The following is a 23,974-nucleotide window of genomic DNA, read 5'->3' on the forward strand; positions in this document are numbered from 1 at the left end:
AAAGAAGTTCCATCTGGAGCTTCTTTTTTTATTCTAACTTATGTGAATTACTCAATGCTTCATCAATCTTAGGACGATAGAACTTTCGCCCACCTTGACTCATAATATTATTAGTAAAATGCCCTGGCTTAGTATTCTGCAAGGCATTGGTTATGGCATAAACTGCAGCATCAAGATCATCAATGCGGTGCAGTAACTCAGCTTCTAAAGTTGCCGGCAATTTAGGAGACCCATATTCATACTTACCATGATGCGACAATACTAAATGCCGTAACATCAACAAATCTTCAGATTCGGTATCAATCTTTAATTCACTAGCGGCCAGCATAATCTGTTCATCAATCAAAACTAGATGACCGATTAAATTGCCTTCTGCAGTATATTGGGTTGCCGCCGGTCCAGTTAATTCTAAAACCTTACCCATATCATGCAAAATACACCCAGCATAAAGCAATGACCGATTAACCTGAGGATAATTATCAGCAATTGCCTTGGCATCACGCAACATCGAAAGTGTATGGTAGGCTAAACCCCCACGAACAGCATGATGGTTACTTTTACCAGCTGGATAATCAAAGAAACGTTTATCCCACTTTTTTAGTAAGTAACATACGATCTGATTCCAGGTTGGATTCAGAACCTCAAGGACATACTGATTAATTTCATCTTTCATGTTCGAAATTTCTTCCGGAGCAGCCTTAATAAATTGATTAAGGTCATACCCTTCCTCAGGTCCGACCACTCTTAAACTATAAATTTTAATCTGTGGTTGATCTTGATACTCTTCACGCTTACCATTTAATTCGACCAACGTGCCATCATTATAAGTAGCCGCATCCCGTTCACTAGCATCCCATAGATTACCACGTATCTCGCCAGAACTATCGCCAAAAGACATAGCCAAATATAGCTTGCCTTTCTTAGTATGACGCAGTTGCGAATTTTTAATTAAAACTACCAACTCCAGCTCTTCACTATCATTGTAATCCAGTAAACGTTTAAACATTTTCTGTCCCCTTCGTAAAAGTTAGTGGCTGAAGTTGCAATTGCTTCGCCACCTTAGTTTGCGCCGTAAAGATTAAAACTTGATTATTCCGAGCAATTTGCTCCAATAATTGCTCAATCTGCTTGGTTCTTTGCTCATCAAAATTAACAAAGGAATCATCAATTAAAATTGGTAAATTAATTTGATCCTTAATCTGTTCAGTGAATGCTAATTTTAAGGCAAAGTAGAGTTGTTCTTGGGTTCCACGCGATAAATATTGGGCACCAATATTTTTGCCATCATTCCGCGTAACCGCTATTTTTTTAGAAAACTCAATATTATTATACCGATTTTCCGTTAATAAGCGCAAATATTCCTTAGCAGCAATAATCATTTTCGGAAATCGCTCATTGGAAGCTAAATCCAGTGCTCGATTAATCCACTTAGCAGCCGACAAATTAGCTAGATATTCTCTACTCAAGCGTTGAAATTCTGTTTTAGTATTTGCCAATTGCTGTTTAGCAGAAAAAACAGCTGTCGAATTAGCTAGATTGGTCATCTTAACCTTAGTTTCAGCGATCTTTGCTTGCTGTTGGCCTAATTCTTTTTGTACAACAGTAAGCTTCCGGTTTAAATCTGCTTGCCTATCAGTTATTACTGTCTGATTTTGCGCCAAATGTTCTAATTGGTCTAAATCAGAGCCTAAATTAGCTGTTAAAGCAGCAATTTCAGTCTTAATAGTAGCTTGATTTTGTACTTGCTGCTGCAATTGATCATATTCAGCTAGATCCTTAACATTCGCCTGTGCAAAATTAGTCTGCAATTTTAATTCTGTTTCATGTAAAGCAGCCTGACTTTCAGCTAAATTAGCTGCTAGGCTTGCCTTAGTTGCTTGCTGTTTTTGACTCTTAGCTACTAACTCTTCTACTTGGGCAAAAGCTGTTAAAACTGCCGTAAAACTAGCCGCTACCCGCTGTCCTAACAATGCACTCACTTGCTGAGCAAGTGAAGCTACTTGAGTATCTATTTCTTGCATGTGTTGCAGATTGCTTTGCTCATTTTGCTTTTGTAACTGATACTGGCGCCAATCATTAAACAAATTTGCTAGATCAACTTTGCTTGCATCTACATGATATTTTTGTAAAAAGTCTGCTTGCAACCGATCAAAATTAGCCTGTTGTTTTTTGTAAATCTGCTGCTCAGCACGAAACTTTTTTTGTCGGTTTAATCCTAGCAAAATGCCAGCTCCACCAAATACTATTGCTAAAATTGCCCAAACTTTAGGCATGAACATTAATAATATAATCCCTAACGCGATTAAACCAGCCCCACCAAATAAGAGGTTTTTCCCCGTATCCTTGACAGCAGATTCACCTTTAACTTTCTCAGGGATCTTTTGATAATCTGCTTGTAAATTGTTAATTTGCTCTTGATCAAACTCTGCAACTGCTGCTAAGTCAGGATTTAAGGACAATAACTGATGCTTAGACGTAGCTATTTCCGTCGTCTTTTGCTGACAGTTCCGATATTCAGATTGCCATTGCAATAATTCTGCTTTTTGTTGAAGTAGTTTTGTGGCATTTTCAGCAAGTGGCTGTCCTTTAAGTTCATCCAAACGAGTTTGTACTGATTTAATTGACTGTTGTAAACTCTGTTGCTGCAAATATAATTTTTGCGTTGCTTGGTAGTTAGCTTGATCAAACTTAACTGATTTGACCTGCTTTTTTAACTCCTGCAATTTTTGATAACTAGGCAATAATTTTTGTAATTGCGCAACTTTGCCTATTTCAGCTTGCAAATCGCCTAGTTGGGTTGAAGTCTTGTCCTGCAACTGTGTTTGCTCCGCAAGCTGTGCTTCAAGTCTTTGATAGTCAGTAAATTCCTGTTCTGCTTGAACAAGCTGCTCACGATCTTGGCCTAGCTGCTTGAGCAATTGATTAATTGGTGGCTTACTGCCACCTTTTTTGAATAAGTCACTAGCTGCTTGAATAAAAATATTCCGCTGATCGATTAGTTGATCACTATTAGCAGCTCCTAAAAAATAAATTCGTTCTAGCAATTCATCTTGGCTGATATTAGTCACATTGGCTAGCATATCTTGATTAAAAATAAAGCTCTGTGCGTAAAAATCAGCATCGATGTTTTTTAGTTGATCAAAAAACACACTTTCTGGAACTATCTGGTTGTCACGCTTAACTGTTAGAGTTCCTAATTTTGAACCTTTGCCACTAGCATACAAGCGTTCTAATTCATAATGGCTACCTTGCTCATCTTCAAAAAAGAGCGAGCCACCCATTGGACTAACTCTTGCCAAAGGCTTGTAATCTTCAAAAAATGGACCAGTTCTCTTAGATAAATGAAAGCCGAACATAATCTGCTTTATGAAGGCAACAATCGTACTCTTGCCTGCTTCATTAGCGCCAAAGAAAACATTAAGACCATGATGTGGCACGGCTAAAGTAAAATTCGAAAATTGACCAAAATTAACTATCTCGATTCTAATCAGTTTCATGCTCAATTCCTTTCAACCGCCGATTCAGCTCCACTTCAGTTAATTGCTGTACCTCCTGCTTAAACTGCGGATCTTCAGCTAACTGCGCGGCGTAATCATCTTTTTTCAGCCAATCTTTAGCTAATTCAGCAAATTCTTGATCTGTAAAAAGCTCTGTTTTTGCCTGCTCAAAATAAGGCCGATCACTTTCAGCAATTTCTAAATGTTCCGTAGTCACAAACCGCACATCGACTAACTGAGAGTTTGCTGTCAACTGCTGAGAAATCTGCTGCCAAAATCCACTATCTTGCATTAGTTCACGCTGTGCATCGGTTAAAAAATCAGCACCAATAATTTTCAAACTGTAATACGTTGTTACTTGTGGATGTAAATTAGCTAAAATTTGCTCTTGTAGGTCATTAAGACTAACTTCGCTACTTAATTCAATTTTAGTCTGCTCCCAAGTAATCGGACTAGTCGGCACAAACGTGATAGAAGTTTGTCTAGTAGCTTCATTGATTTCTCCTAAATAACATCCCTTAGCACCAAGCTCATTAATATGTCGACCCTGAATATTACCTGAATAGACAATCAGCGGATTCTCAGATAAAACTTGTCGCAAATGAATGTGACCCAAAGCAAAATAGTCATAATTCAAATTTTTTAGATCACTTGACCTAAAAGGAGCATAAACATTTTGATTGCTTTGACCGGCTTTTTCCTGTGCATGCATCAATCCAAAAGTGTACTGACTACTTTTAGCTGGAAATTGTTCTAACATATCGGTTGTAATGTGATTATTAAGATATGAAAAGCCGTTAACCGCATAGTTAAAGCCAGTCTTAGTCTGGCAAGTAATAGTTTCCACCTGCTCGCGATTGCCTAATAGCTTAAAATATGGACTATCTGGTATTAACAAATCACTTTCCTGCATATGATCATGATTTCCAAAAATCATCACTACTTGAATTTCAGCTGCAGTCAATCGACTAATTTCTTGAGCAAAAAATAACTGACTACTCGGATCAGGTCTAGCACTATCAAAAGTGTCGCCAGCGATCAGCACTAAATCAACTTGCTCTGCTAATGCCAAGTCAACAATCTTAGTCAACGACTCATTAGGTGCCTGACGAATCTGTGAAAATTGCTCAGATGGCAAAAAAGATAGCCCCAAAAATGGACTATCTAAATGTGCATCTGCTAAATGAATAAATTTCATTGTTATAATTATTTTCTAAGATCATTATATAGATCATTAATTGGCTTAGTCAGTGTCTTTTGAACGTCATCAATTATCTTATACAATCCTTGCTCTGCTTGCAAAAGCTTCATAATTGTAGCATCTTTTTGCACTTTTTCATCCAATTTTTGGTACTTGTCTTGCAGCTCTTGTGATAATTCTTCACCTTGAGCCTGAGCATTCATAATTTGTGATTGGATCTGATCCATTTCCTTAAACAATGCTAGACTAGTTGCGTTCTGCTTAACGTCATCAAGTGCAGCCGACAAAGCCTTATATTCATCAATCTCTTGTATGTTAGCAGCTAATTCATTAGCTGAATCATAAATATTTACCATAAAGTCCTCCTAAATTAATGTCCTAAAAAACCTTTGAAATCATTATACCATTCATTAAACTTTTCACCCGCAGATTCTATCCCTTTTTCAATTTTTTCGCCTAGGCCACCAGTCCAATCTTTGCCAGAACCATTATGCTTGATAATTTGTCCAGGTGCCTTTTCACTAAACTGATTTTGCGCGGTATATGGCAAAATTCCTTCCATCTCAGCTTTATAGAGTTTAGTAATACCAGTTTCAGAGATGCCATGCATATAATGCTCACGATTAGTCCGATCAAAACCAACCCACGTAGCAACCACAACATCTGGTGTATAGCCAACAATCCACTGATCTTTGGTTCCAAAGCCATACGAATTAGGAACTTCAGTTGAACCAGTCTTACCTGCTACCCGATAACCTGCTGGTTGGGCCGCAGTCCCCGTACCATTATTAAAAACGCCTAGCAACATGGTCGTCATTTCTTTAGCAGTATTATTCGAAACAACTCGGTGAGTTCCCGGATCATGATTTTCAGCTAAGACATTACCACTAGCATCAGTTACCTTGGTAATAAAATAAGAATTGTCAGGTAAATTACCTTTATTGGCAAAGGCAGAATAAGCACGTGCCATCTGCAGCGGTGAAACACCGCTAGATAATCCACCTAAAGCTAATGCTAAGTTTTGATCTTCTTTTGGTACCTTTAGCCCAAAGTTCTTGGCGGACTCAACCCCTTTAGCAACTCCGATTTTGTCTAATAACCAGACTGCTGGAACATTTTTACTTTGAGCTAAAGCCGAATACATGGGAATCTTGTCAGAATAAGCATTATCAACGTTATGTGGTTCATAATTGTTCTTACCAAACTGCTGTAATTTATTGGACAGCGGCGAATCATAATGATAACCAGCTTGCAGTGCAGGTGCATATGAAACCAGTGGCTTAATTGATGAACCAGGTTGACGTTTCATTTGAGTGGCGCGATTATAACCACGAAAAATATGCTTACCGCGACCACCAATCACCGCACGCACAGCTCCAGACCCCGGATCCATCACCACGCTAGCACCTTGAGTTTGAGTACCATCAGCAGCTGACTGTGGAAATAGCCAATCTTGTTTAAATTTTTCTTGTAATTGGCCCTGATAGTCCTGGTTTAAAGTTGTGTAAATCTTTAGGCCCTTATTCATTACGTCTTCTTCTTTTAGTCCATAACGACTAATCGCTTCATCAACCACAGCATCAAAGAAATAAGGATATCGGTAACCATTCTGATTATGATAAGTATCTTGTAAAGTAAGCCCCTGGCTTTTAGCGCTTTTAGCTTGCGCATTTGATAACTTATGGTTGCTAACCATTAAGTCCAAAATCAGATTGCGCCGCGATAAAGCATACGACATATGATCAATCGGATTATATTGGCTAGGGTTACGCAAAATTCCGGCCAAAGTTGCGCCTTCACTGGCAGTTAATTGACTCGCATTCTTACCAAAGTATTTTTTACTAGCATCTTGAACGCCCCAAACCCCGTTACCAAAATAAGAATTATTTAAGTACATAGTTAGCACGTCTTTTTTGGAATAAACATGATTAATTTCCACTGAAAAAAATAACTCTTCTAATTTCCGTGAAAAAGTCTGCTTTTGCGTTAACAGGGCATTCTTAGCTAATTGTTGGGTAATGGTTGAACCGCCACCCGAAATCTGACCGTGATGAATCACTAGCCCCAAAGCAGAACGAGCCATCCCTTTAATACTGAAACCAGGATTAGTCCAAAAAGTTCTATCTTCAGTTGAAATTACCGCGTTCTTGACATTTGACGAAATTTGATTATATTCAACAAAGGAACCTTTTTGCGAATATAGCGAGCCGGCTTTTTGACCTTTAGCATCGTAAATCGTCGTCGTTGTTGACAAAGAGGCTTTCAAGTTAGCAATGTTGGAAGTCTTAACTTTGACAGTATAATACGAACAAATCAAAAAAGTTATGCTTAGCAAGATCAAAATGATCCAGCGACCAACGTAAAAGCGGCGGTCAAATCGCTGCCACGCGCCACGAAACCCGTTTTTCTTTGGTTCATTATTGTCCATTGAATCTGCTCCTTTTAGAAACACCTAAAATTGTACCATATCTAAGAGGACTGGTTTATTTTACCAGAAATACTTAACAAATATTTATGAGCTATTATTTTACCCTTAATTATCCCAAAAATCTCAAACCGTGTTCGGTCAGCGATTTGTTAAAAACATTATTAATTCCGCGCAAATGGCGCCACTACCTGCGCAGTGATCAAAAAGTGCTGATTAACGGTTGCTATCGGTCAGTTAATCAGTTGGTTTATCCTAATGACAAAATTGAACTGACATTAGATCGGGTTGAAAGTCGTCAAAGCAATTATCCATCAAGTAGCAATTTGCCCGATATTATTTATGAAGACGCTAATCTATTAGTAATTAACAAGCCAGCTGGTCAAAAGACACATCCCAATCAAGGTGAAACTAATACTGCATTAAATGACTGCGCTACTTATTTAGGTCGAAGTCCTTATATTGTCCACCGATTAGACATGTTAACTTCTGGTTTATTGTTAGTTGCCAAAAATCCAGCTGTGGTTCCGATTTTAAATCGTGAATTAACCACTAAAATCTTTCAGCGTGAATATTTAGCTACCGTCGCGCATGCAGATAAGCTAGCTGGCACAGGTAGTATCAGACAACCATTAGGACATGACCCCCACGACCAACGTAAACGTATGGTGCAACCTGATGGCTTAGCTGCAGTTACGCATTACCATATTATCCGATACATGCCAGATAACACGGCTTTAGTTAAGCTTACTTTAGAAACGGGGCGTACTCATCAAATACGGGTTCACCTAGCTAGCCTTGGGTCTCCCATAGTTGGCGATCCTTTGTATAACTCCGAATTTCAACAGGGCGAATTCCTACACCTAACAGCCTACCGAATGTCATTCATTAAACCTTTTTCCTTTGATAAAGTTCAAGTAGAGTTACCAAATGCAAAGCGGCGATTTTGATTAATGGCTATTCTGTGTAATAATCAACTTAATGCCATAATGACAAAACTATCACTAGATCTTACACTGATATATGGAAGACTAACATGGATTATCAAAAACGCTTAGCTACTCTTAGCGAGCTCAAAAAAAGTTAGACACATATCGCCCTTTGTCTCCATTAGAGATTAAACGACTAGAAAAAAATATTAGAATTGAACATGTTTGGTCATCAGCCGCAATTGAAGGTAACACCTTATCTGAGAATGAAACAGCCGCCATTATTGATAGCGGAATAGGAGCAACTATTCATGGTAAGACGATCAAAGAAACACTAGAGATACTTGACCTAAATCGAATAGCCACTTTAGAAACTAGTCAACCTAAATCAGAAGCTGGTGCTTATCGGACAATTGAAGTATATCCTTATGGCTCAAATAAAAGACCCTATGCACTTCCATTTGAAATTCCAGAAAAGATGCAACAATTACAAAATTGGAGTGATCAAGCTAGAATAAACTTGCATCCTGTTCAATATGCCACTGATTTACATCAAAAATTTGTTACTATCCACCCATTTAGGGATGGTAATAGTCGTACAGCAAGACTACTAATGAATCTAGTTTTAACCGAAAATGGATATCCTGTTATCAACGTTAATCCATCAAAAAATGCTAGAGATAAGTACATGCAAGCTTTAGCCAGCGCAGAATCACCGGAAAATAATTCACAGCCATTTAGGGATTTAATTGCTGACTACGTTGAAAAAGAACTAAATAATAGAATTGACATCCTGCATTTAAACGAAAAATATACTAAAGAAGCTGAAGAATCATTTAAGGACAGTAAAATTAATTGGGATAAACTAGAACAGGATGCCCGAGCAAAACTTAAAGCTCAAAAGTCAACTTCGAATTTAAAAGCAAAAGATTAAAAAAGCAGATACGCAAAATCAGCGTATCTGTTTTTTAACGGTCTTAACTTATCTAAGTGTAATTACTCGTTGACACTTTGCTGCCACATGGTCATCATGAGTGACAACTACTACTGTTTTGCCAGAATTATTAAGTTCCAGCAACAAATCAATGATTTCATCACGATTTTTACTATCTAAGGACCCAGTCGGTTCATCTGCTAAAACCAGTTCGCTGGGCTTAATCAGAGCGCGAGCTACTGCAACTCGCTGCTGTTGACCACCAGATAATTCGTAAACTCGACTTTGAACATATTCTGCCAAACCAACTTTTTCAAGAGCTGCCCTGATCAATGTTGTCTTCTCTACCTTAGACTTTGACACATACTTCAATGCAAGTAATAAATTTTGCATAACCGTTTTTTCTTCAATTAAAGCAAAGTTTTGGAATAGATAGCTTATCTGTTCCCTAATAATTTTTTGCGCTAAACGACTATTTGGTCTGACATTGACATGCTGATCAAAAATATATTCTCCACTATCAACTTGTTCAATTAAGCCCAAAATATTCAAAAGGGTACTTTTTCCTGATCCGCTAGGACCAATAATTGCTACTAATTCGCCTTTAGCAATTGTCAAATCAAATTGATCTAGAACTACTTTAGTACCGAATTTTTTAGTAACCTGCTTCATTTCAATCATGATAGTCCTCCTTTTAAAAGAAATGGTAGATCGCGAGATTCCACTGACTGGATAATTAAGTTAAAGATTGCCAAATCACTTACTAGCATGATAATAGCAAGTACTAAAGGAACGATTGATGCCTTTAAAACTAGTAGTGAAGCAAATTCACCAATTCCTAAAACAAAAATAATTAGCATTTGTAATAAATAACGATCAAAGCGGCGGAATCCAAGTAATCGTTCAACAGCGAGTTGCTTTTGTTTATTCAAAATAACACATAGAGTCAAGAAAACTGTTGTAAACAAATTGATGATTAGAATAACGATTAAAGCCACCACTGTTGCTTTTAGCCCTTGATACGATGAATCTAAACTAGTAGACAAAATTGAATTTAAAGTGACAAACTTCAAGTTTAGTCTCTTAATCTTAGGATTTTGTGCTAGCTGATGCAGTTGCGTCTTCATTTTTTGATTATTTACAAGTTTAATTGGACTATTTTTATCAGTGTTACTTAATGTCATCTGTTGACTATCTGTCATTTGAGACTCTTCAACGATTTCAACAATTGGATTATTAAAACGTTTAGGTAAAGCAACATTATAGGTAATGGGATTTATTGATTCATCGTAATATTTGAGCTGAATGTTAACTTGTGTTGGCTTAATTTTATTCTGTTCTTTACTGGATAAATCATTATACCTAAAACATTGGAGTAAATACTTAATTTGCTTGGCATGTTTACGTTCCTTTTTCGGAACTAAAAAAGTTGGTTTTCTCGATTGTAAATACGACTGCAACTGCGGTAGTTTAGCTTGGACAAAATTACGGTTGGCTGAGATAATCGATATTTTTTGATTTGTCTGTTGCCGCCAAGAATTTTGTTCAGGTAGGATATCTTTTACTGAATAAACAGCACTATTCACATAGTAGGCTCCCTTATCTTGAGCCAATTGACGAAACCATTTACTCATAGTCCGATTAGCTTCGTGTTCATTAGTCAAAATATATTCACTCGTAGAATTTAATGTGAATAAGTTCCCTTCTTTTTCCCATTGTTCTTGAAGTTGATAATTCTCAATTGCCTCTTTAATCCCACTAGACATACCAAAAAGTAAAATTCCAGAGGCAATCGTCATCAAAATTTTTAAACAATAAGCAACATTAATTCCCAAATTGAAATGAAAACTACCATTTAATAAATCTGCAATTGACACTTTTTTAATCAAGAAAAAGGTAAAAGCATTAGCAAGCAAATACAACAACAGAATTACCAATTGCCCTAAAATAAAAGTAAATATTAAGCCATGTGGTTGATAAGGAAATAGCAAGTAAGTGGTTAAATTTAAGATAAGCGCTGTAGCAATAATCGTAATAATTCCAAAATTAATTAATGTAAAAAAGATATCATTATTTTTCCAACCATTGAGCTTCTTAATACCAATTGTATTTGCTTGTGCAGATGGATAATAGGCATTAACCAATAAGAAAACCAGCACAGTTAAGAAAAGAATAAATCCTATAATAACAATTGTCCTGTTGAAGTATTCTGTCTTCCTACCAGCACTTGGAGTAGTTAGTTTCTGCCTAGATATTCCATAAAAATGCGACAAACGCTTAAGAATAATTTTCTTATCTGATCTACCTGGAATAATCGTATAAACCCCATCAACCGTCCTTTTATCTTTAAAGTAACGTGCTAATGGTTGCAAAATTATGCGATTGCTTTTAGCAAAAACCGGAATCGTTCCTTTTTGAGTAGCTCTATTAGTTTGAAAGCTAGCATAAAATTCGTTATTGTTAGCATTGTCAAGACTAGCAGTTTTGGACAAACGGAATGATTTTGTAGGAAAAGTTGCAGGATTACTAATCACTGATTTTTGAACGGTATTATTAGTCCCGTTAGTAGTTAAGACAACCGACAATCCATACTGCTTAGATAACTGTTTAAAGAAGGCTAATTCTTCGTCGGGACTAACCTGGCTATCTTGAACGTAAATCTGATAAGAGTCAGTTGTTTGACCCATTTTAGCTACTTCATCATAATCTTTTGACTGATAAAAATTAATAGTCATTAAATAAGTCAGAATCGTGACAATGACTAAACAGGCAGAAATCACTTTTTTCATGATTGTCCTCCATAAAAATAGGTATAGTTAATAACGAGATTAACTATACCTACAATTAATTAACTTAATCTAATACACATTCCAGTAGTACGATAATCCCGTAGCTGGAATTTTATTATACGTAGCCTCTGCAGTTACGCCTTTTTTGGCAACGTTACGATGTAAATCACCATTATGTGCAACTGATGCACTATGCTTTTTAGTACCATGATAATAATTAGACCAACCATAGTTCCATTTATATCCATAAGTCCAGTTGCCACCACCAACATTTTTAGCTAATACGGTACTCACTGGAGCAACTGACAATAAAGAAGTAGAAACAGCTAAAATTGAAAATTTCTTCTTCAAATTTCTTATTTTCATAATAGTTACCTCCTTCATAACTATTAAATAAACTAAATAAGGAAACTCGTAAATATCAAAAAGTAATAATAAGTATGTTGTAACTTAGTCACGCTTCCTTTGCAAAAACAATAATAATAAACTTATTTTACTCCTTAATAATTTACAGGACTTTTGTTACAAATTTATAATATAACATTTTTCACTTTTTGCAAGCGCTTTTAAATATAAAAATATCTTTATTTATCAATACTTTATACAAGTGTTTTGATTGCCTAAAATAACTATTAAATATAAAAAAGAACAGACCATTCAGTCTGTTCTTGAAATCACTCTATTTTATTTATAAAATTCGCCAGTTGATGGTGAATAACGCGCCTTGATTTTACGGTTAAAGTAATACGACGGAGTCAATCCTTTTTCTTTAATCACCAATGCCTTAATCTTTTTGTTATTATAAGTCATCGACTTGATTGACAAATACTGGCAATATTTCGGCATTTTCTTCCCTGGATAAATTAAGTACTTGTTCTTGTTATACTTACGCACAGTCACCTTGTGATAATACGGTTTGGTATCCGATGTATAAAAAGCTTCCTTATTTTTAGTATATTTCTGAATAGTATAGGAATCATCAGCATTATAACTATACCATGATCCACGAAACTTCTTAGGAACGGTATGACTAACCGTACTTTTGGCATTAACTGCTTGACTACTATTAGGAACAACCACTCCTAGACCAATTACTAAGCTAAGGCTAGCAATTACAATGGCTAAAATTCGCTTTTTTCTTTTCATAATACTCCTTACATAACTAAAACAAATATAACTTATCTTTGCACATACTATAACTGTTGTCTACAAATATGATTATATCATTTATATCTAAGTACTAAAAGCAAATTTTGCAAAATAAAAAAGCCCAATTACTCTTTCAAATAATCAGACTTCCTTTATTATGCTTATTAATATTATTCTTCGTTCAATGAACTCTTGTCAAATGCTGCAGACTTAACCTTGTCATCAATTGATGGAGTACCAAGCCAGCCGATCATTTCCTTCATTGAATTAGTGATTGCTTCAGTACCTGGAAGCAACAATTTACGAGGATCATAGCCTTTACCAGCTTTATCTTCATCTTTGTGAGCTTCAAAGTATGCACGAGTAGCTTCTTGGAAAGCCAATTGGAATTCAGTGTTAATGTTAACCTTTGAAATACCAAGAGAAATAGCCTTCTTAACTTGTTCTTCAGGAATACCTGAACCACCGTGAAGTACCAATGGTACATCAACAGCATCAGCAATTTCCTTCAAACGATCAAAGTTAAGACCAGTCCAACCTTCTGGGTAAACTCCGTGGATATTACCAATACCACAAGCAAGTTTGTCAACACCAGCAGCAACGAAAGCCTTAGCATCTTCAACAGAAGCTAATTCTCCACCTTCACTACCTTGGTTTTCACCAATCTTACCAATTTCAGCTTCAACTGAAATGCCGCGTTCATGAGCTAACTTCACGATTTCCTTAGTCTTAGCTAGGTTCTCTTCAGTTGAAAGTGCATGACCATCAAACATAACTGATGAATAGCCGAGTGCGATACATTCTTTAGCTGATTCAAAATCACCGTGGTCTAAGTTCAAAACAACAGGCACTGAAATGTTCATTGCGTCCATTTCGTCTTCAACTAAGTCCTTAACAACCTTGTAACCACCCATGTACTTAGCAGCTCCAGTTGAAACTTGAATTAATACTGGAGTTCTAGTTTCTTCGGCAGCTTGCAAAATTGCACGTGTCCATTCCAAGTTGTTAGTGTTATAAGCACCTACTGCATAATGGTTTTTACGAGCGTCTTTAAAGATTTGATTACCATTATCTAAATATGCCATTAAAAATACCTCCTATAAAACTTACAATAATATTGTACCGTATTAATTAAAAATTGAACAATCTTTTCTTCTGATGTAACCGCTGTTTTGAAAAATATTTACAATTACATTTCCTTAGGTGCATTTACCCCTAATAATCGCAATGCTTCGGTCAATACAATCGAAGTTGCTTCAACTAAAGCTAGACGTGCATTGATTTGCTCATCTTGGGTTAAAATCTTCACATTAGCGTAATATTTATTGAACTTCTTGGCCAAATCTAAAGCATACTTAGCAATAATTGACGGTTCAAATTTATCATTAGCACGAGCGATAATCCGTGGAAAATCAGCAATTGTCTTAGCAACACTAAAAGCCCAATCATCGCTTAAGGCAAGATCTGTCAAACTTGGTTCTTGTCCAATTTTAGCAGCCTTGCGCAAAACGCTTTGTGCCCGGGCATTGGTATATTGCACATAAGGACCAGTATCACCTTCAAAGCGCACTACTTCATCTAAATCAAAGTCAAAATTATCAGTCCGGTTGTTCTTTAAATCATGAAAGATTACGGCACCAACACCAACATCATGGGCAACTTGTTCTTTATTAGCTAAGTCTGGGTTCTTCTGTTCAATTTGTTTTTGAGCCAAGTCAACTGCATCGTTTAACACCTGATCAAGAAAAACAACGTTACCCTTCCGAGTTGATAGCTTCTTGCCATTCTGCGTAATCAAACCAAATGGCACATGCGTAATTTCGTCTGACCAATCATAACCCATACGCTTCAAAACTGCCTTAAGTTCCACAAAGTGATTAGATTGTTCATTACCAACAACATAAAGCATCTTAACAAAATGATAATTATTCATTCGGTAAATCGCTGCTGCTAAATCTCGAGTCAAATAAATACTTGTACCATCGGATTTAACAATTAATGCTGGATTCTCTTCACCAATATCAACTACTTGAGCACCATTTGATTCATAAAGCAAACCTTTATCTTTCAATTCATCAATCACAGGCTGCATTTTATCATTAAAGAAGGCCTCGCCTTTATAAGAATCGAACTCAACCCCTAGTTGTTTATAAATCCGTTTAAAATCAGTTAGCGAAACATCTCGGAACCATTGCCACAATTCAACAGCTTCAGAGTCCCCTTCTTCTAGCTTCTTAAACCAAGCACGCCCCTCATCATCAAGGCTTGGATCTTTTTCAGCTTCTTCATGGAATTTGACGTAATATTTAAACAAATTCATGATCGGGTCCTTTTTGACATCTGCCTCAACACCCCAGTGCTTATAAGCAGCAATTAGTTTACCAAATTGGGTACCATAATCGCCAATATAGTTGATCTTAATTGGGGTATAGCCAACCTTTTGCAAAGTTTTAGCAATTGAATTGCCAATCACTGTTGAGCGCAAATGTCCCATCGACATCGGCTTAGCAATGTTAGGACTAGACATATCAATTGGCACATTGCCTTCGCCCAATTTTTGATCACCATAATGCTCTTTTTGCGTCAAGACATCTTGCAGTGTCAGCGAGATCAGCTTTTCATGGTTAATTGAGAAGTTAACATATGGGCCTGCAGCCTTGATACTAGCAAAATCACTGCTAGTCAATTCCGACGCAATCGTTTGTGCAATTTCTGCTGGATTCTGATGCAAAACCTTAGCTAAGGCAAAAGCCGGAAAAGCATAATCCCCCATCTTTTCATTCTTTGGTCGCTCAATCAGCGAATCAATCTGTTCTTTGGGCAAATCAACTTTGCTAGCAATTAGCTCAACCACTTTATCCTTAAAATTCATCTTTAACCTCCTAAATGCAATAAAAAAGTCTCTTCCTACATTATCGTAAGAAGAGACGAGTTTTTACCCGCGGTACCACTCTTATTGATACAAAGTATCCGCTTATTAATTTACTAAGTTATCAGTTAGGCACGCCTTCAGCCAATTCTCTTACTTGCCTTTCACCAATTGCAAATTCGCTATCTAGAAAAATTGAATTACTACTCCTAACCCCTTTAAATCATGATTATAACAGGAAAATCGTAGTTAGCCAATCTTTTTACTGATTTATTCTGATTTCTTTTATCAAAAAAACAACGAGATAATTGTGGTATAACTAACTTAACAATTTATTGGGAAAGGATTTATTATGAAAAAACATAAACTTTTCGCTTTGCTTATCACCTTTTGTGCACTAATTAATACCCAAGCTAATGTGCAATCGGTGCAAGCTGCAACTTACCACGTTGTCAAACAAAAGAATTACTCAAAGATTAAACCTTATCATGCTAAAGATCCTGACAAAAGCGTCAAGATTTGGAATAAAAAGCATACCAAAACTATAGGTAACTTGCAAAATTATCCACACACAACTTGGTATGCTTCAGCTTCAGTTACTATGAAGCATGATTCAACTAAAGCTATTTATTATAAGGTTAAAAGCGGTAATAAGAGGCACTCTGGCTATGTCTGGCATGGCTATTTAACTAAGGGGAAATATGCAGCTACTAGCACCCCTACCACAACATCAGTATTATTTAATCCACTAAATCCAGAATATGGCATTCACACTAAAAATATTGATAATACCTTAAACAATCTGGTAGTTAGCCTATTTCCAAATACTATTCATGATAAGCAGACTCAATTAGCTGCTGACCTTTTTGACCACTATGTAATTGGAACCGAGGATTGTATAAAACTGGAAAGTTACGCAAAATTAAATAATCAAAGTGACTTTAAAAACTTTATATACAACCAATTAAAAAAGGAATTAACTAAATATAACAAAACCTTTACCGACTTTAATGGTTATAAGATTGGTGCTTATGTAGATCCAAAAAATAAACAGACTATTGTTCTATTAAAGTCACCTGAGTCAACACCAACTAAGTTACCGACCGTATTTTATGATCCCAAAAATTATGCTGGGGTAACTTCTTCTGAGTATATTGATACAAAACGTAACGATGAGTTAATAAGTCTCTTTCCTGGAACTATCAAAAACGATCAAGTTCAATTAGCTGACAATTTGTACCAATCATATTTTGATGTATCCGCTGACTATCCAGAGCGCTATGATGACATTTGTAAAGATATTCTTGGTAAAAATTATAAGAAAAAAGTGGTTTTTGTTAGGAGCATGTTAGGTTGGAAAGATTCAACATACACAGAAGGAAAAAGTGATGAAGAAATCTACGAAGCTGCTAAAAAAGAAATTGCAAAAGACTTAAAACGTCAGCATAAGAATTTTGATGACTTTAAAGGATACAAAATTGGGGCTTATTTCTGTCCTAGCACTGAAGAAAATAACTATGGTGTTACCCAAATTATCTTAGTTCCACCAACAGTTAAATTACCCAAAATAGGTAAATGTACTTTTACTATTGATGATGTGCCATTAGACTAAAATCGATCTTACCATACAGTTAAATTCCCAGTTAGTGACCGATTGTGCTCCTGCAAATAAGGTTGGACAACTTTAATTAGTACCAGTCAATTTGATAAATACGCTGCTTAGTTATTCTTAGGCGTTTACCTGTTTCAAAGTCCTTAGCCTTTTTATGATACGATACTGTTAAGTACAGAGTATTTGCGTCAGTAACTTGGATACTTTCAAATTCAGAAATGTACCCAAGTATATCCATGTGCTCACTATCAAGATCAGCAAATTCCCATTGGGCTGTATCAGTAATACCCCAAGGAATTTTGACAATTTTTCTTGGCAACTGTTTTAGATCACCCTGTTTAGGAGATTTTTCACTAGAAATATAGATATTAAGGTTATCATCTATATCATAACCTTGAATTGAACCACCTTTTGGATCATGTTGAAGATTACCTAAAATATTGACAAAGTTATCAATTTTAAACGCAGATTGACATGATAAGTCCATAATTGGTACGTCAGGAATATGCTTTGGATTATTTGCTGCCTTGTCAAGGGCATTGTTAACCTCTGCTAAATTATAAATAGAAAAGTATCCAGTACCTGTAGTATCTACGCTTGCAATAAGCATATAGACATAATTAGGTGAAACAGCTGCCTCAACACGCTTCATATTTTTACCCAGATAATTGATGTCAAATTCTTTACCTGCACGATTAAGGTACGACAATCTTGGCATATCTGTATTGTAATAAATATGTGTAGTACCAGATGATGGAAATTTAACACGGGCAATTTGGGTATTCCAGTTTGCATTGTTAGGTTTGGTACCCACAAACCATGATTCTGGCTTATTAGCATATTCCCAAGTTTGTGTATGACCACCAGCATTATATCCCTTAGTTTTATCACCATGTAAAATTAATGCTGGCGTTTTATTAAAAATACCTGTTGCTCTAGAACCACAAATTACATATGTATCAGTTTGGCTATTACGAAGTTGCAAAGCATAAATATTATTCTGCGTTACGTTACCATTTTGAATTACAACTTTGTAAGCACCAGATAGATCTTTTAATAATGATACATTAGGGAATTTTTCCTGCATTTTTATCAGTCCTTTTTAAATAAATATTCTTTATAAGCAAATTCCTTAAAATTATGATTGATGTATCACTGTTTTATGAATTATGCAAGTAAAAAGTCCAGAAATTCACTAAAATTCCTGGACTTGCTTAGAATTATTTATTGCAAATTTATCGCTAGTCTCTGCAACTATCAGAGCAGGTCTACGTTTACCACCCTTACCATTAACAAAAGTGATGTAAGCAGTAACAATGTCAGACATTCCTAAATCAGTATTTTTCACTCTCATTAATCCATTCTTCTAATTCATGGTCTGTAGCTATTTCTTCATTTGGTAATCCTTTAAAAGCATCTGTTAAAGCAATGTTTGTTTTTTCACGTTCTGTTAAAGCAACATCAAAAGGTAATTTACCTTCAGCAGCAACTCTAGAGTAAAACAACATAATTGCCGTAGTTGGATTTATTCCTAACTCTTCAAAAACTATAGTTGCATTATCAGCTATAGTCTGATCGAGTTGTACTTGTCTTCTTTTTAGTTGAACTTTGCATGTAAATCGCGCTTTCTTTATACTTAAATTATACTATAAAATGAGCATTTAATATTAACTTTGCTTATTTTTATAAAAAGGATGCTTGATACAGAGTCAATCACTTTTATTACGATCATTGATTAATTTCGCTAAAAGTATTTAAAGGCTGCAACTTCTTTCCAGCAACATATTTAAAATCTTTAGCTTTAATATATCCTTTCGGTTGATTATATATTGCACTAAAGTCACTGGTGGGAGCAAGTTTGTATAGTAACTCAGTTTTTGATTCACTTTTAATCCATACATATGTTGCTGCTGTAACTACTAAATCTGTCCCTTTCTTTATATGTTGATTATATTCGACATCATCAGGTGTAAACAGTTCCCCTTGAGCTGTATAGTCATGTGTATCCTTTTTGGCAGCTACATGCATAAAGTTAGAAAAGGTTGGTAATAAAGCTTTTGATCCAAGCTTTAAAAAACTTTTTTCTATAAAATTATTTGTCCCCTTAATCCGATAATAAGTAGTTAGCCCGTCATAGCCGTCACCCATCTCAGTAAAGTCTGTTGATTCAGATTGCTTATCTAATATTATCTTTTTACCTATTTCTAAAGTCTTTTTGATCTTATTATTCTTAGTATCGTATAATGGTGCTACTTTTGTAGTTGGAGAATTTGCTATAGTAGTAGCTTTAATTTCATTGGTATAAAGATAATTATCGTTGATACTATCAACATTTACAGCCTTAATATAGCCACCATGACCTAGGCTATAGTATTCCTTGCCCTTGATTGTCTTATATGGCAGGTAGAACCAATTCCATTCATCATGGAAGGAATATCGTTTAGTACTTGGATCAGCAACTGGCTTAACTTCCTTGGCATATTCAACTGACTTGTTCTTCTTTAGTAATGAACTCTTACCTTGGAACTTTTTTAATTTCTTGCCTTTTTTTGTTATATACTCGAGCATTATGGTTAAGCTCTAAAGTTCCCTGCTCGTCAGCCGGATCTTTGGTTGTATCTTCTACTGCATGAGCTTGATTAGTGTTGGTCATTAACGATACTGCTGGAGTGGTTAACAACAATGTTGCCGCTAGTCCTAGCAGAGCCTTATTTTTCTTCATATTGGTCCTCCTTATAGCATTTTGTAGTCTGCTATTTTTAGTCTAATAGCAATCAAAAAACAGCCGATTTATTAAGCAGAAACTAAATCAATTTCAAGTTTTAAGCCCAACCCTTTGGCATATCTATTCAATGTTGCTAATGTTGGCACTGAATCTAACATTTCTAACTTTGCTAACTGTGGCTGCTTCATACCAATTTTTTTTGCAAATACTACTTGCGGGATATTACGTCTAATTCTCTCCGCATAAAGCTTTGCCATAGTGTCAATACTTACTTTTTCATCTTCTGAAATAGACGAAAAGCTACCCTCGATATCATTAAGTTTCATCTAATCACTGCCTTTCTAACCAGTCTTCTAAAAGATTAATTGCTCGCTGAATTTGTTTTTTATCAGTTTTATTCTGCTTCTTAGTATAGTGATTCAGTAAAATAAATTTATTTTCGTCATAACTAGCATAAAAAATTCTATCCGGTAAAGGACGCAATTCCATAATAGGATATTTATAGCCTTTAAGAATTTTAGATTGCGGTGGCCTAATATTGGGACCTAGGGCTTGCAACAACTTTAATTGATACCTTACTTTTTTAAGTACTCGTTTATCTTCTGTTTGTGAACTATTATTCAACAAATCTAGCCAATCTTTTATTTCACTATGACCACACTTATCTTCATAAATTTCTACATCATACATTGCTTTCCCTCAAATATAGCAAATAGGTTATATTTGCTATTATAACTTACTTGCTATATTTGAGCAATTGCTCATTACTAAGCACTTTAAAATCTTCTGCATATTTTTTAAGCTTTGAATTTCTTCTTTTACCCATCAGTATCCCTACATTAATGATCTCCACTACAAAATTATGCAACAAAAAATTGAAATTAATTAAAAAAATATATTACTTATTACTTGATAATATATCACGTCCACCAATGAATCTTGTATCAGATACTTTTATAAATCCGACACCTTCACCACTTGTATAACTCTGTCCAAGTTGATAGCACTGTTCCACTTTATTTTCTTCTTTAATCCAAATATCTCTTACTTGTGTGACTATAACTTCAGAATTTTTCTTAAATCTCGGTTTATTAAAATTCGAATTAAATCTGGCACCTTTTTCAGTATACATATATGAGTCATTTATAAAAAGTACATGTGTATAATTACTATATAGAGGCAAATTATGCCTAATATTTCCTTTTACATTATTTTTATTGATAAAGCCATTTGTGCCTTTTATGCGATAAAAAATAGTACCTCCATTGTAGCCATCACCTTTTTCAGTAAGATCAAAAATATTTGCTCGTCTATCCAAAGTGATTTTTTGACCAATTTTTATACTTTTATTTGTTTTCTCACCTTGTCTATTATATAAAAATATTTTGTAATTATTAGATCCCCACTGTTTTCCAACCCCAGATACGCTGTTAGTTACACAAAGGTTTCCATTAATTTTAGCAACATTCACTGCCTTAATATAGCCACCATGTCCTAGGCTGTAGTATTCTTTACCCTTGATTGTCTTGTATGGTAAATAGAACTAATTCCATTCATCATCATGGAAGGAATATCGTTTAGTACTTGGATCAGCAACGGGCTTAACTTCCTTGGCATATTCAACTGATTTGTTCTTTTTCAGCAATGAAGTTTTACCTTGGAACTTTTTTAATTTCTTGCCTTTTTTGTTATATACCCGAGCATTGTGGTTAAGCTCTAAAGTTCCTTGCTCGTCAACTGGATCTTTGGTTGTATCTTCTACTGCGTGAGCTTGATTATTGTTGGTTATTAATGATACTGCTGGAGTTTGCCGCTAGTCCTAGCAGAGCCTTCTTGTTCTTCATATTGATTCTCCTTATAACATTTTGTAGTTTTCTATTTTTAGTCTAGTAGTTATCCGTTTACTTGTCCATTCTTACAAAGTTAAGCAAACTAATCTTGTAAATCCTCTTTACTAATTTCTAGAGAAGGATAATGTCCTAAACCTGGTAAATATGTATCCTCATCGCAGCTATAAATCATATAAAGATCGTCATTTTCTTTATATTCATTTAATTTTTCAAATTGTTCTTTTGCTAGCTCTACATCTCTAGTTATATATACCACTGAAACAACGCCAATTTTTTGATCATTTTTTAATTCCGTAGTACCTTTAAGAATCAACTTGAGCTTACCATCATTTTTAAGTACCATTTTAATATATTCATCCATAACAACTTTACCTCTTATTTGCTACATTAATATTTATAAAATTAATATCAGATTATCGTTACTTTAGCATACATATAAAGCGACTTCAATTTTATATAAAAATAAGTTAGTGTAAAGTATTTGTGGAGAAAATAAAAAATAGAAGATTGCCTTCTGAATGTAGTTTGAACAAAATTACATTCAGAAGTAACACGACATAATTGCCATGATTGAATTCAGAACTTATAATTTAAATAATCTACAGTCTGGCTTATAATTGCCTTAAAACATTAGTTAATATTTTGAGGTGAATTATGAAATTAAATAAAAAGCTTTTACTTGGAGCTATTAGTAGCGTTTTAGCTTTGGGAGTAGGATTAGCATCAACTCAGGTGTTTAATTCTAATACTGTCACTGCTGCCACTAACACAATGAAACTGGCTCATGGGGCTTATGTCTACAACAAACAAGGTAAGCGACTGAAAAAATATCGGGGTAGTAAAAATAAAACTCATTTCCACAAAAATACTAATGTAAAACACCAAGGAACAATTAAGTCAATTGAACGTGATAGTAAGCAATACTATCTTTTAGATGATGATAATTATAATCAGTCATGGTTGCCGTATAAGAAAATTAAAGGTAAATATTATTACAATATTGGTCATGGTGGCTATATTAAAGCCGTCAATGTCAGTAAAATTAACGGCCAACCGCTTTACGTTGCTGACGCTACTGTTACACTCAAAATAACAGGTCCTGTATCCAAGAACTTTAGTACCGGAACTGGAACTAGTAAAACTAAACTTAAAAATGGCATGAAAGTAAAGATAGATTATATATGTTCAACCCTTTCAGGAAATGGATATGAAAATTGTTACCACATTGCCAATACTAATGATGCTATCTTTTCAACCAGTCTGGTCAAAAATAAACCACATCAAAGATTAGCAACCAAAACAAAAGATACTTATATAAAATTAACCCCAAATAGTAGTGCTTACAACATTTCAAGTCTACAAAACTCTGATAGTATTACCATTTCCGGTCCAGAAGCAGTTGACTATATTCCGGTAATTGAAGCATTATATCTTTGGGTACCACAAGATAACAAAACTGAACTTTTCTACTGTATGGCGAATTCTGATGACACAGCGTTTTTATACCGAGCTGTTGAAGCCAATGCTTTCTATATTAAAGCTGCTGATACCAAATATATTTCAGGACCACAGTTAACTCCCATTAACACGCCTGAGGAAGCTAAAAGTGATAGCAAAATTGCGACTACTTCTGACAAGCAATCGTTACAAAACTTAATTGATCGAGAAGCAATAGTTAAGGCTACTGAAAATTATAATGATGCAGCCTATTATCGCTACAAAAAATCATATGATAAATACCTAGACTATGCTAAAAAGATTAGTGCTTCTAAAACACCAACCATTATTGAAGTTAAACAAGCAGCTTGGTTATTAAACAGAGCTCAACAACTTATTGCAATTACAAAGGAAGAAGCAAACAATTCAATGGTGGGGGTAAGACCTGTCGTATATTAAAAAATCTAATTAAGTAAAAAGTTCGTTGCTTGAGCAACGAACTTTTTTAACACACTATTATCGAACTTTTGTTTGACAAACTTATGTTCTGATGATAT

The 23,974-nt window shown here is 35.2% G+C and carries 23 protein-coding genes and 1 pseudogene; 4 read left to right on the forward strand and 20 right to left on the reverse strand.

Translation table 11 applies throughout. From position 1 onward, the window contains the following. Positions 1-28 precede the first annotated feature (28 nt). From OZX59_RS03290 to OZX59_RS03310, 5 genes are read right to left on the reverse strand one after another with little or no spacing between them, the layout of a single operon-like run. Positions 29-1,006: an HD domain-containing protein gene (locus OZX59_RS03290; RefSeq protein ID WP_277126719.1), complete on the reverse strand. Its 978-nt coding sequence runs from the start codon at positions 1,004-1,006 to the stop codon at positions 29-31. Beyond that, positions 999-3,497: an AAA family ATPase gene (locus tag OZX59_RS03295; protein WP_277126720.1), complete on the reverse strand. Its 2,499-nt coding sequence runs from the start codon at positions 3,495-3,497 to the stop codon at positions 999-1,001. Before OZX59_RS03295 ends, OZX59_RS03290 begins: the two co-directional genes overlap by 8 nt. After that, positions 3,484-4,695, reverse strand: a complete 1,212-nt coding sequence (locus OZX59_RS03300; protein WP_277126721.1) for a DNA repair exonuclease — start codon at positions 4,693-4,695, stop codon at positions 3,484-3,486. The genes OZX59_RS03295 and OZX59_RS03300 overlap by 14 nt, the downstream gene beginning before the upstream one ends. An 8-nt stretch (positions 4,696-4,703) precedes the next feature. Continuing rightward, complete coding sequence (locus OZX59_RS03305) at positions 4,704-5,054, reverse strand: YlbF family regulator (protein WP_277126722.1); 351 nt, start codon at positions 5,052-5,054, stop codon at positions 4,704-4,706. Between the two features lie 14 nt (positions 5,055-5,068). Continuing rightward, positions 5,069-7,126, reverse strand: coding sequence for a PBP1A family penicillin-binding protein (locus tag OZX59_RS03310; RefSeq protein WP_277126723.1), 2,058 nt, complete (start codon positions 7,124-7,126; stop codon positions 5,069-5,071). Between the two features lie 86 nt (positions 7,127-7,212). On the opposite strand from OZX59_RS03310, the gene OZX59_RS03315 reads away from it, so the two are divergent. Next, positions 7,213-8,073 (forward strand): RluA family pseudouridine synthase, encoded by an 861-nt coding sequence (locus OZX59_RS03315; protein WP_277126724.1) that lies wholly within the window; start codon positions 7,213-7,215, stop codon positions 8,071-8,073. Positions 8,074-8,224: 151 nt separating this feature from the next. Continuing rightward, the gene (locus OZX59_RS03320) at positions 8,225-8,986 is read left to right on the forward strand and encodes a Fic family protein (RefSeq protein ID WP_277126725.1); all 762 of its coding nucleotides are present in this window, start codon (positions 8,225-8,227) and stop codon (positions 8,984-8,986) included. 48 nt (positions 8,987-9,034) lie between these two features. On the opposite strand, the gene OZX59_RS03325 is transcribed toward OZX59_RS03320, so the two are convergent. The 6 genes from OZX59_RS03325 to argS form a co-directional block, all read right to left on the reverse strand. Next, complete coding sequence (locus OZX59_RS03325) at positions 9,035-9,667, reverse strand: putative bacteriocin export ABC transporter (protein WP_277126726.1); 633 nt, start codon at positions 9,665-9,667, stop codon at positions 9,035-9,037. Beyond that, on the reverse strand, positions 9,664-11,775 hold the full coding sequence (locus OZX59_RS03330; RefSeq protein ID WP_277126727.1) for a hypothetical protein: 2,112 nt from the start codon (positions 11,773-11,775) through the stop codon (positions 9,664-9,666). The genes OZX59_RS03325 and OZX59_RS03330 overlap by 4 nt, the downstream gene beginning before the upstream one ends. 69 nt (positions 11,776-11,844) lie before the next feature. Continuing rightward, the gene (locus OZX59_RS03335) at positions 11,845-12,141 is read right to left on the reverse strand and encodes a lactococcin 972 family bacteriocin (RefSeq protein ID WP_277126728.1); all 297 of its coding nucleotides are present in this window, start codon (positions 12,139-12,141) and stop codon (positions 11,845-11,847) included. Between the two features lie 318 nt (positions 12,142-12,459). After that, positions 12,460-12,921, reverse strand: a complete 462-nt coding sequence (locus OZX59_RS03340; RefSeq protein WP_277126729.1) for a hypothetical protein — start codon at positions 12,919-12,921, stop codon at positions 12,460-12,462. Between the two features lie 173 nt (positions 12,922-13,094). Next, positions 13,095-14,009: a class II fructose-1,6-bisphosphate aldolase gene (gene fba, locus OZX59_RS03345; protein WP_277126730.1), complete on the reverse strand. Its 915-nt coding sequence runs from the start codon at positions 14,007-14,009 to the stop codon at positions 13,095-13,097. A gap of 104 nt (positions 14,010-14,113) precedes the next feature. Then, on the reverse strand, positions 14,114-15,796 hold the full coding sequence (argS, locus tag OZX59_RS03350) for an arginine--tRNA ligase (RefSeq protein ID WP_277126731.1): 1,683 nt from the start codon (positions 15,794-15,796) through the stop codon (positions 14,114-14,116). A gap of 349 nt (positions 15,797-16,145) precedes the next feature. Between argS and OZX59_RS03355 the strand changes: the two genes are divergently transcribed. Continuing rightward, positions 16,146-17,405 carry a hypothetical protein gene (locus tag OZX59_RS03355; RefSeq protein WP_277126732.1) on the forward strand — a complete coding sequence of 420 codons (1,260 nt, stop codon included), beginning with the start codon at positions 16,146-16,148 and terminating at the stop codon, positions 17,403-17,405. Positions 17,406-17,481: 76 nt separating this feature from the next. Here the strand turns inward: OZX59_RS03355 and OZX59_RS03360 are convergent, their stop codons facing one another. The 9 genes and pseudogenes from OZX59_RS03360 to OZX59_RS03400 all read right to left on the reverse strand — a co-directional run bounded on the left by OZX59_RS03360 (position 17,482) and on the right by OZX59_RS03400 (position 22,341). Then, on the reverse strand, positions 17,482-18,492 hold the full coding sequence (locus tag OZX59_RS03360; RefSeq protein ID WP_277126733.1) for a helveticin J family class III bacteriocin: 1,011 nt from the start codon (positions 18,490-18,492) through the stop codon (positions 17,482-17,484). A gap of 108 nt (positions 18,493-18,600) precedes the next feature. Beyond that, on the reverse strand, positions 18,601-18,759 hold the full coding sequence (locus OZX59_RS03365; protein WP_277126734.1) for a hypothetical protein: 159 nt from the start codon (positions 18,757-18,759) through the stop codon (positions 18,601-18,603). Positions 18,760-19,133: 374 nt separating this feature from the next. Next, positions 19,134-19,973 carry a hypothetical protein gene (locus OZX59_RS03370; protein WP_277126735.1) on the reverse strand — a complete coding sequence of 280 codons (840 nt, stop codon included), beginning with the start codon at positions 19,971-19,973 and terminating at the stop codon, positions 19,134-19,136. Beyond that, positions 19,921-20,127, reverse strand: a complete 207-nt coding sequence (locus OZX59_RS03375; RefSeq protein WP_277126736.1) for a hypothetical protein — start codon at positions 20,125-20,127, stop codon at positions 19,921-19,923. The genes OZX59_RS03370 and OZX59_RS03375 overlap by 53 nt, the downstream gene beginning before the upstream one ends. Before the next feature lie 71 nt (positions 20,128-20,198). Then, on the reverse strand, positions 20,199-20,456 hold the full coding sequence (locus OZX59_RS03380; RefSeq protein ID WP_277126737.1) for a helix-turn-helix transcriptional regulator: 258 nt from the start codon (positions 20,454-20,456) through the stop codon (positions 20,199-20,201). A 4-nt stretch (positions 20,457-20,460) separates the two neighbouring features. Next, on the reverse strand, positions 20,461-20,820 hold the full coding sequence (locus tag OZX59_RS03385; RefSeq protein WP_277126738.1) for a type II toxin-antitoxin system RelE/ParE family toxin: 360 nt from the start codon (positions 20,818-20,820) through the stop codon (positions 20,461-20,463). 208 nt (positions 20,821-21,028) lie between these two features. Further along, positions 21,029-21,601 carry a hypothetical protein gene (locus OZX59_RS03390; RefSeq protein WP_277127028.1) on the reverse strand — a complete coding sequence of 191 codons (573 nt, stop codon included), beginning with the start codon at positions 21,599-21,601 and terminating at the stop codon, positions 21,029-21,031. Positions 21,602-21,613: 12 nt separating this feature from the next. Further along, positions 21,614-21,919: pseudogene (locus tag OZX59_RS03395) on the reverse strand (SLAP domain-containing protein); the annotation flags it as partial. A gap of 143 nt (positions 21,920-22,062) precedes the next feature. Further along, positions 22,063-22,341, reverse strand: coding sequence for a hypothetical protein (locus OZX59_RS03400; protein ID WP_277126739.1), 279 nt, complete (start codon positions 22,339-22,341; stop codon positions 22,063-22,065). 293 nt (positions 22,342-22,634) lie between these two features. Here OZX59_RS03400 and OZX59_RS03405 point away from each other — a divergent pair, with 293 nt between their 5' ends. Next, on the forward strand, positions 22,635-23,876 hold the full coding sequence (locus OZX59_RS03405) for an SLAP domain-containing protein (protein ID WP_277126740.1): 1,242 nt from the start codon (positions 22,635-22,637) through the stop codon (positions 23,874-23,876). The last annotated feature ends 98 nt before the right edge of the window (positions 23,877-23,974 follow it).

Source organism: Lactobacillus sp. ESL0681, from assembly GCF_029392835.1.
Lineage (GTDB): Bacteria > Bacillota > Bacilli > Lactobacillales > Lactobacillaceae > Lactobacillus.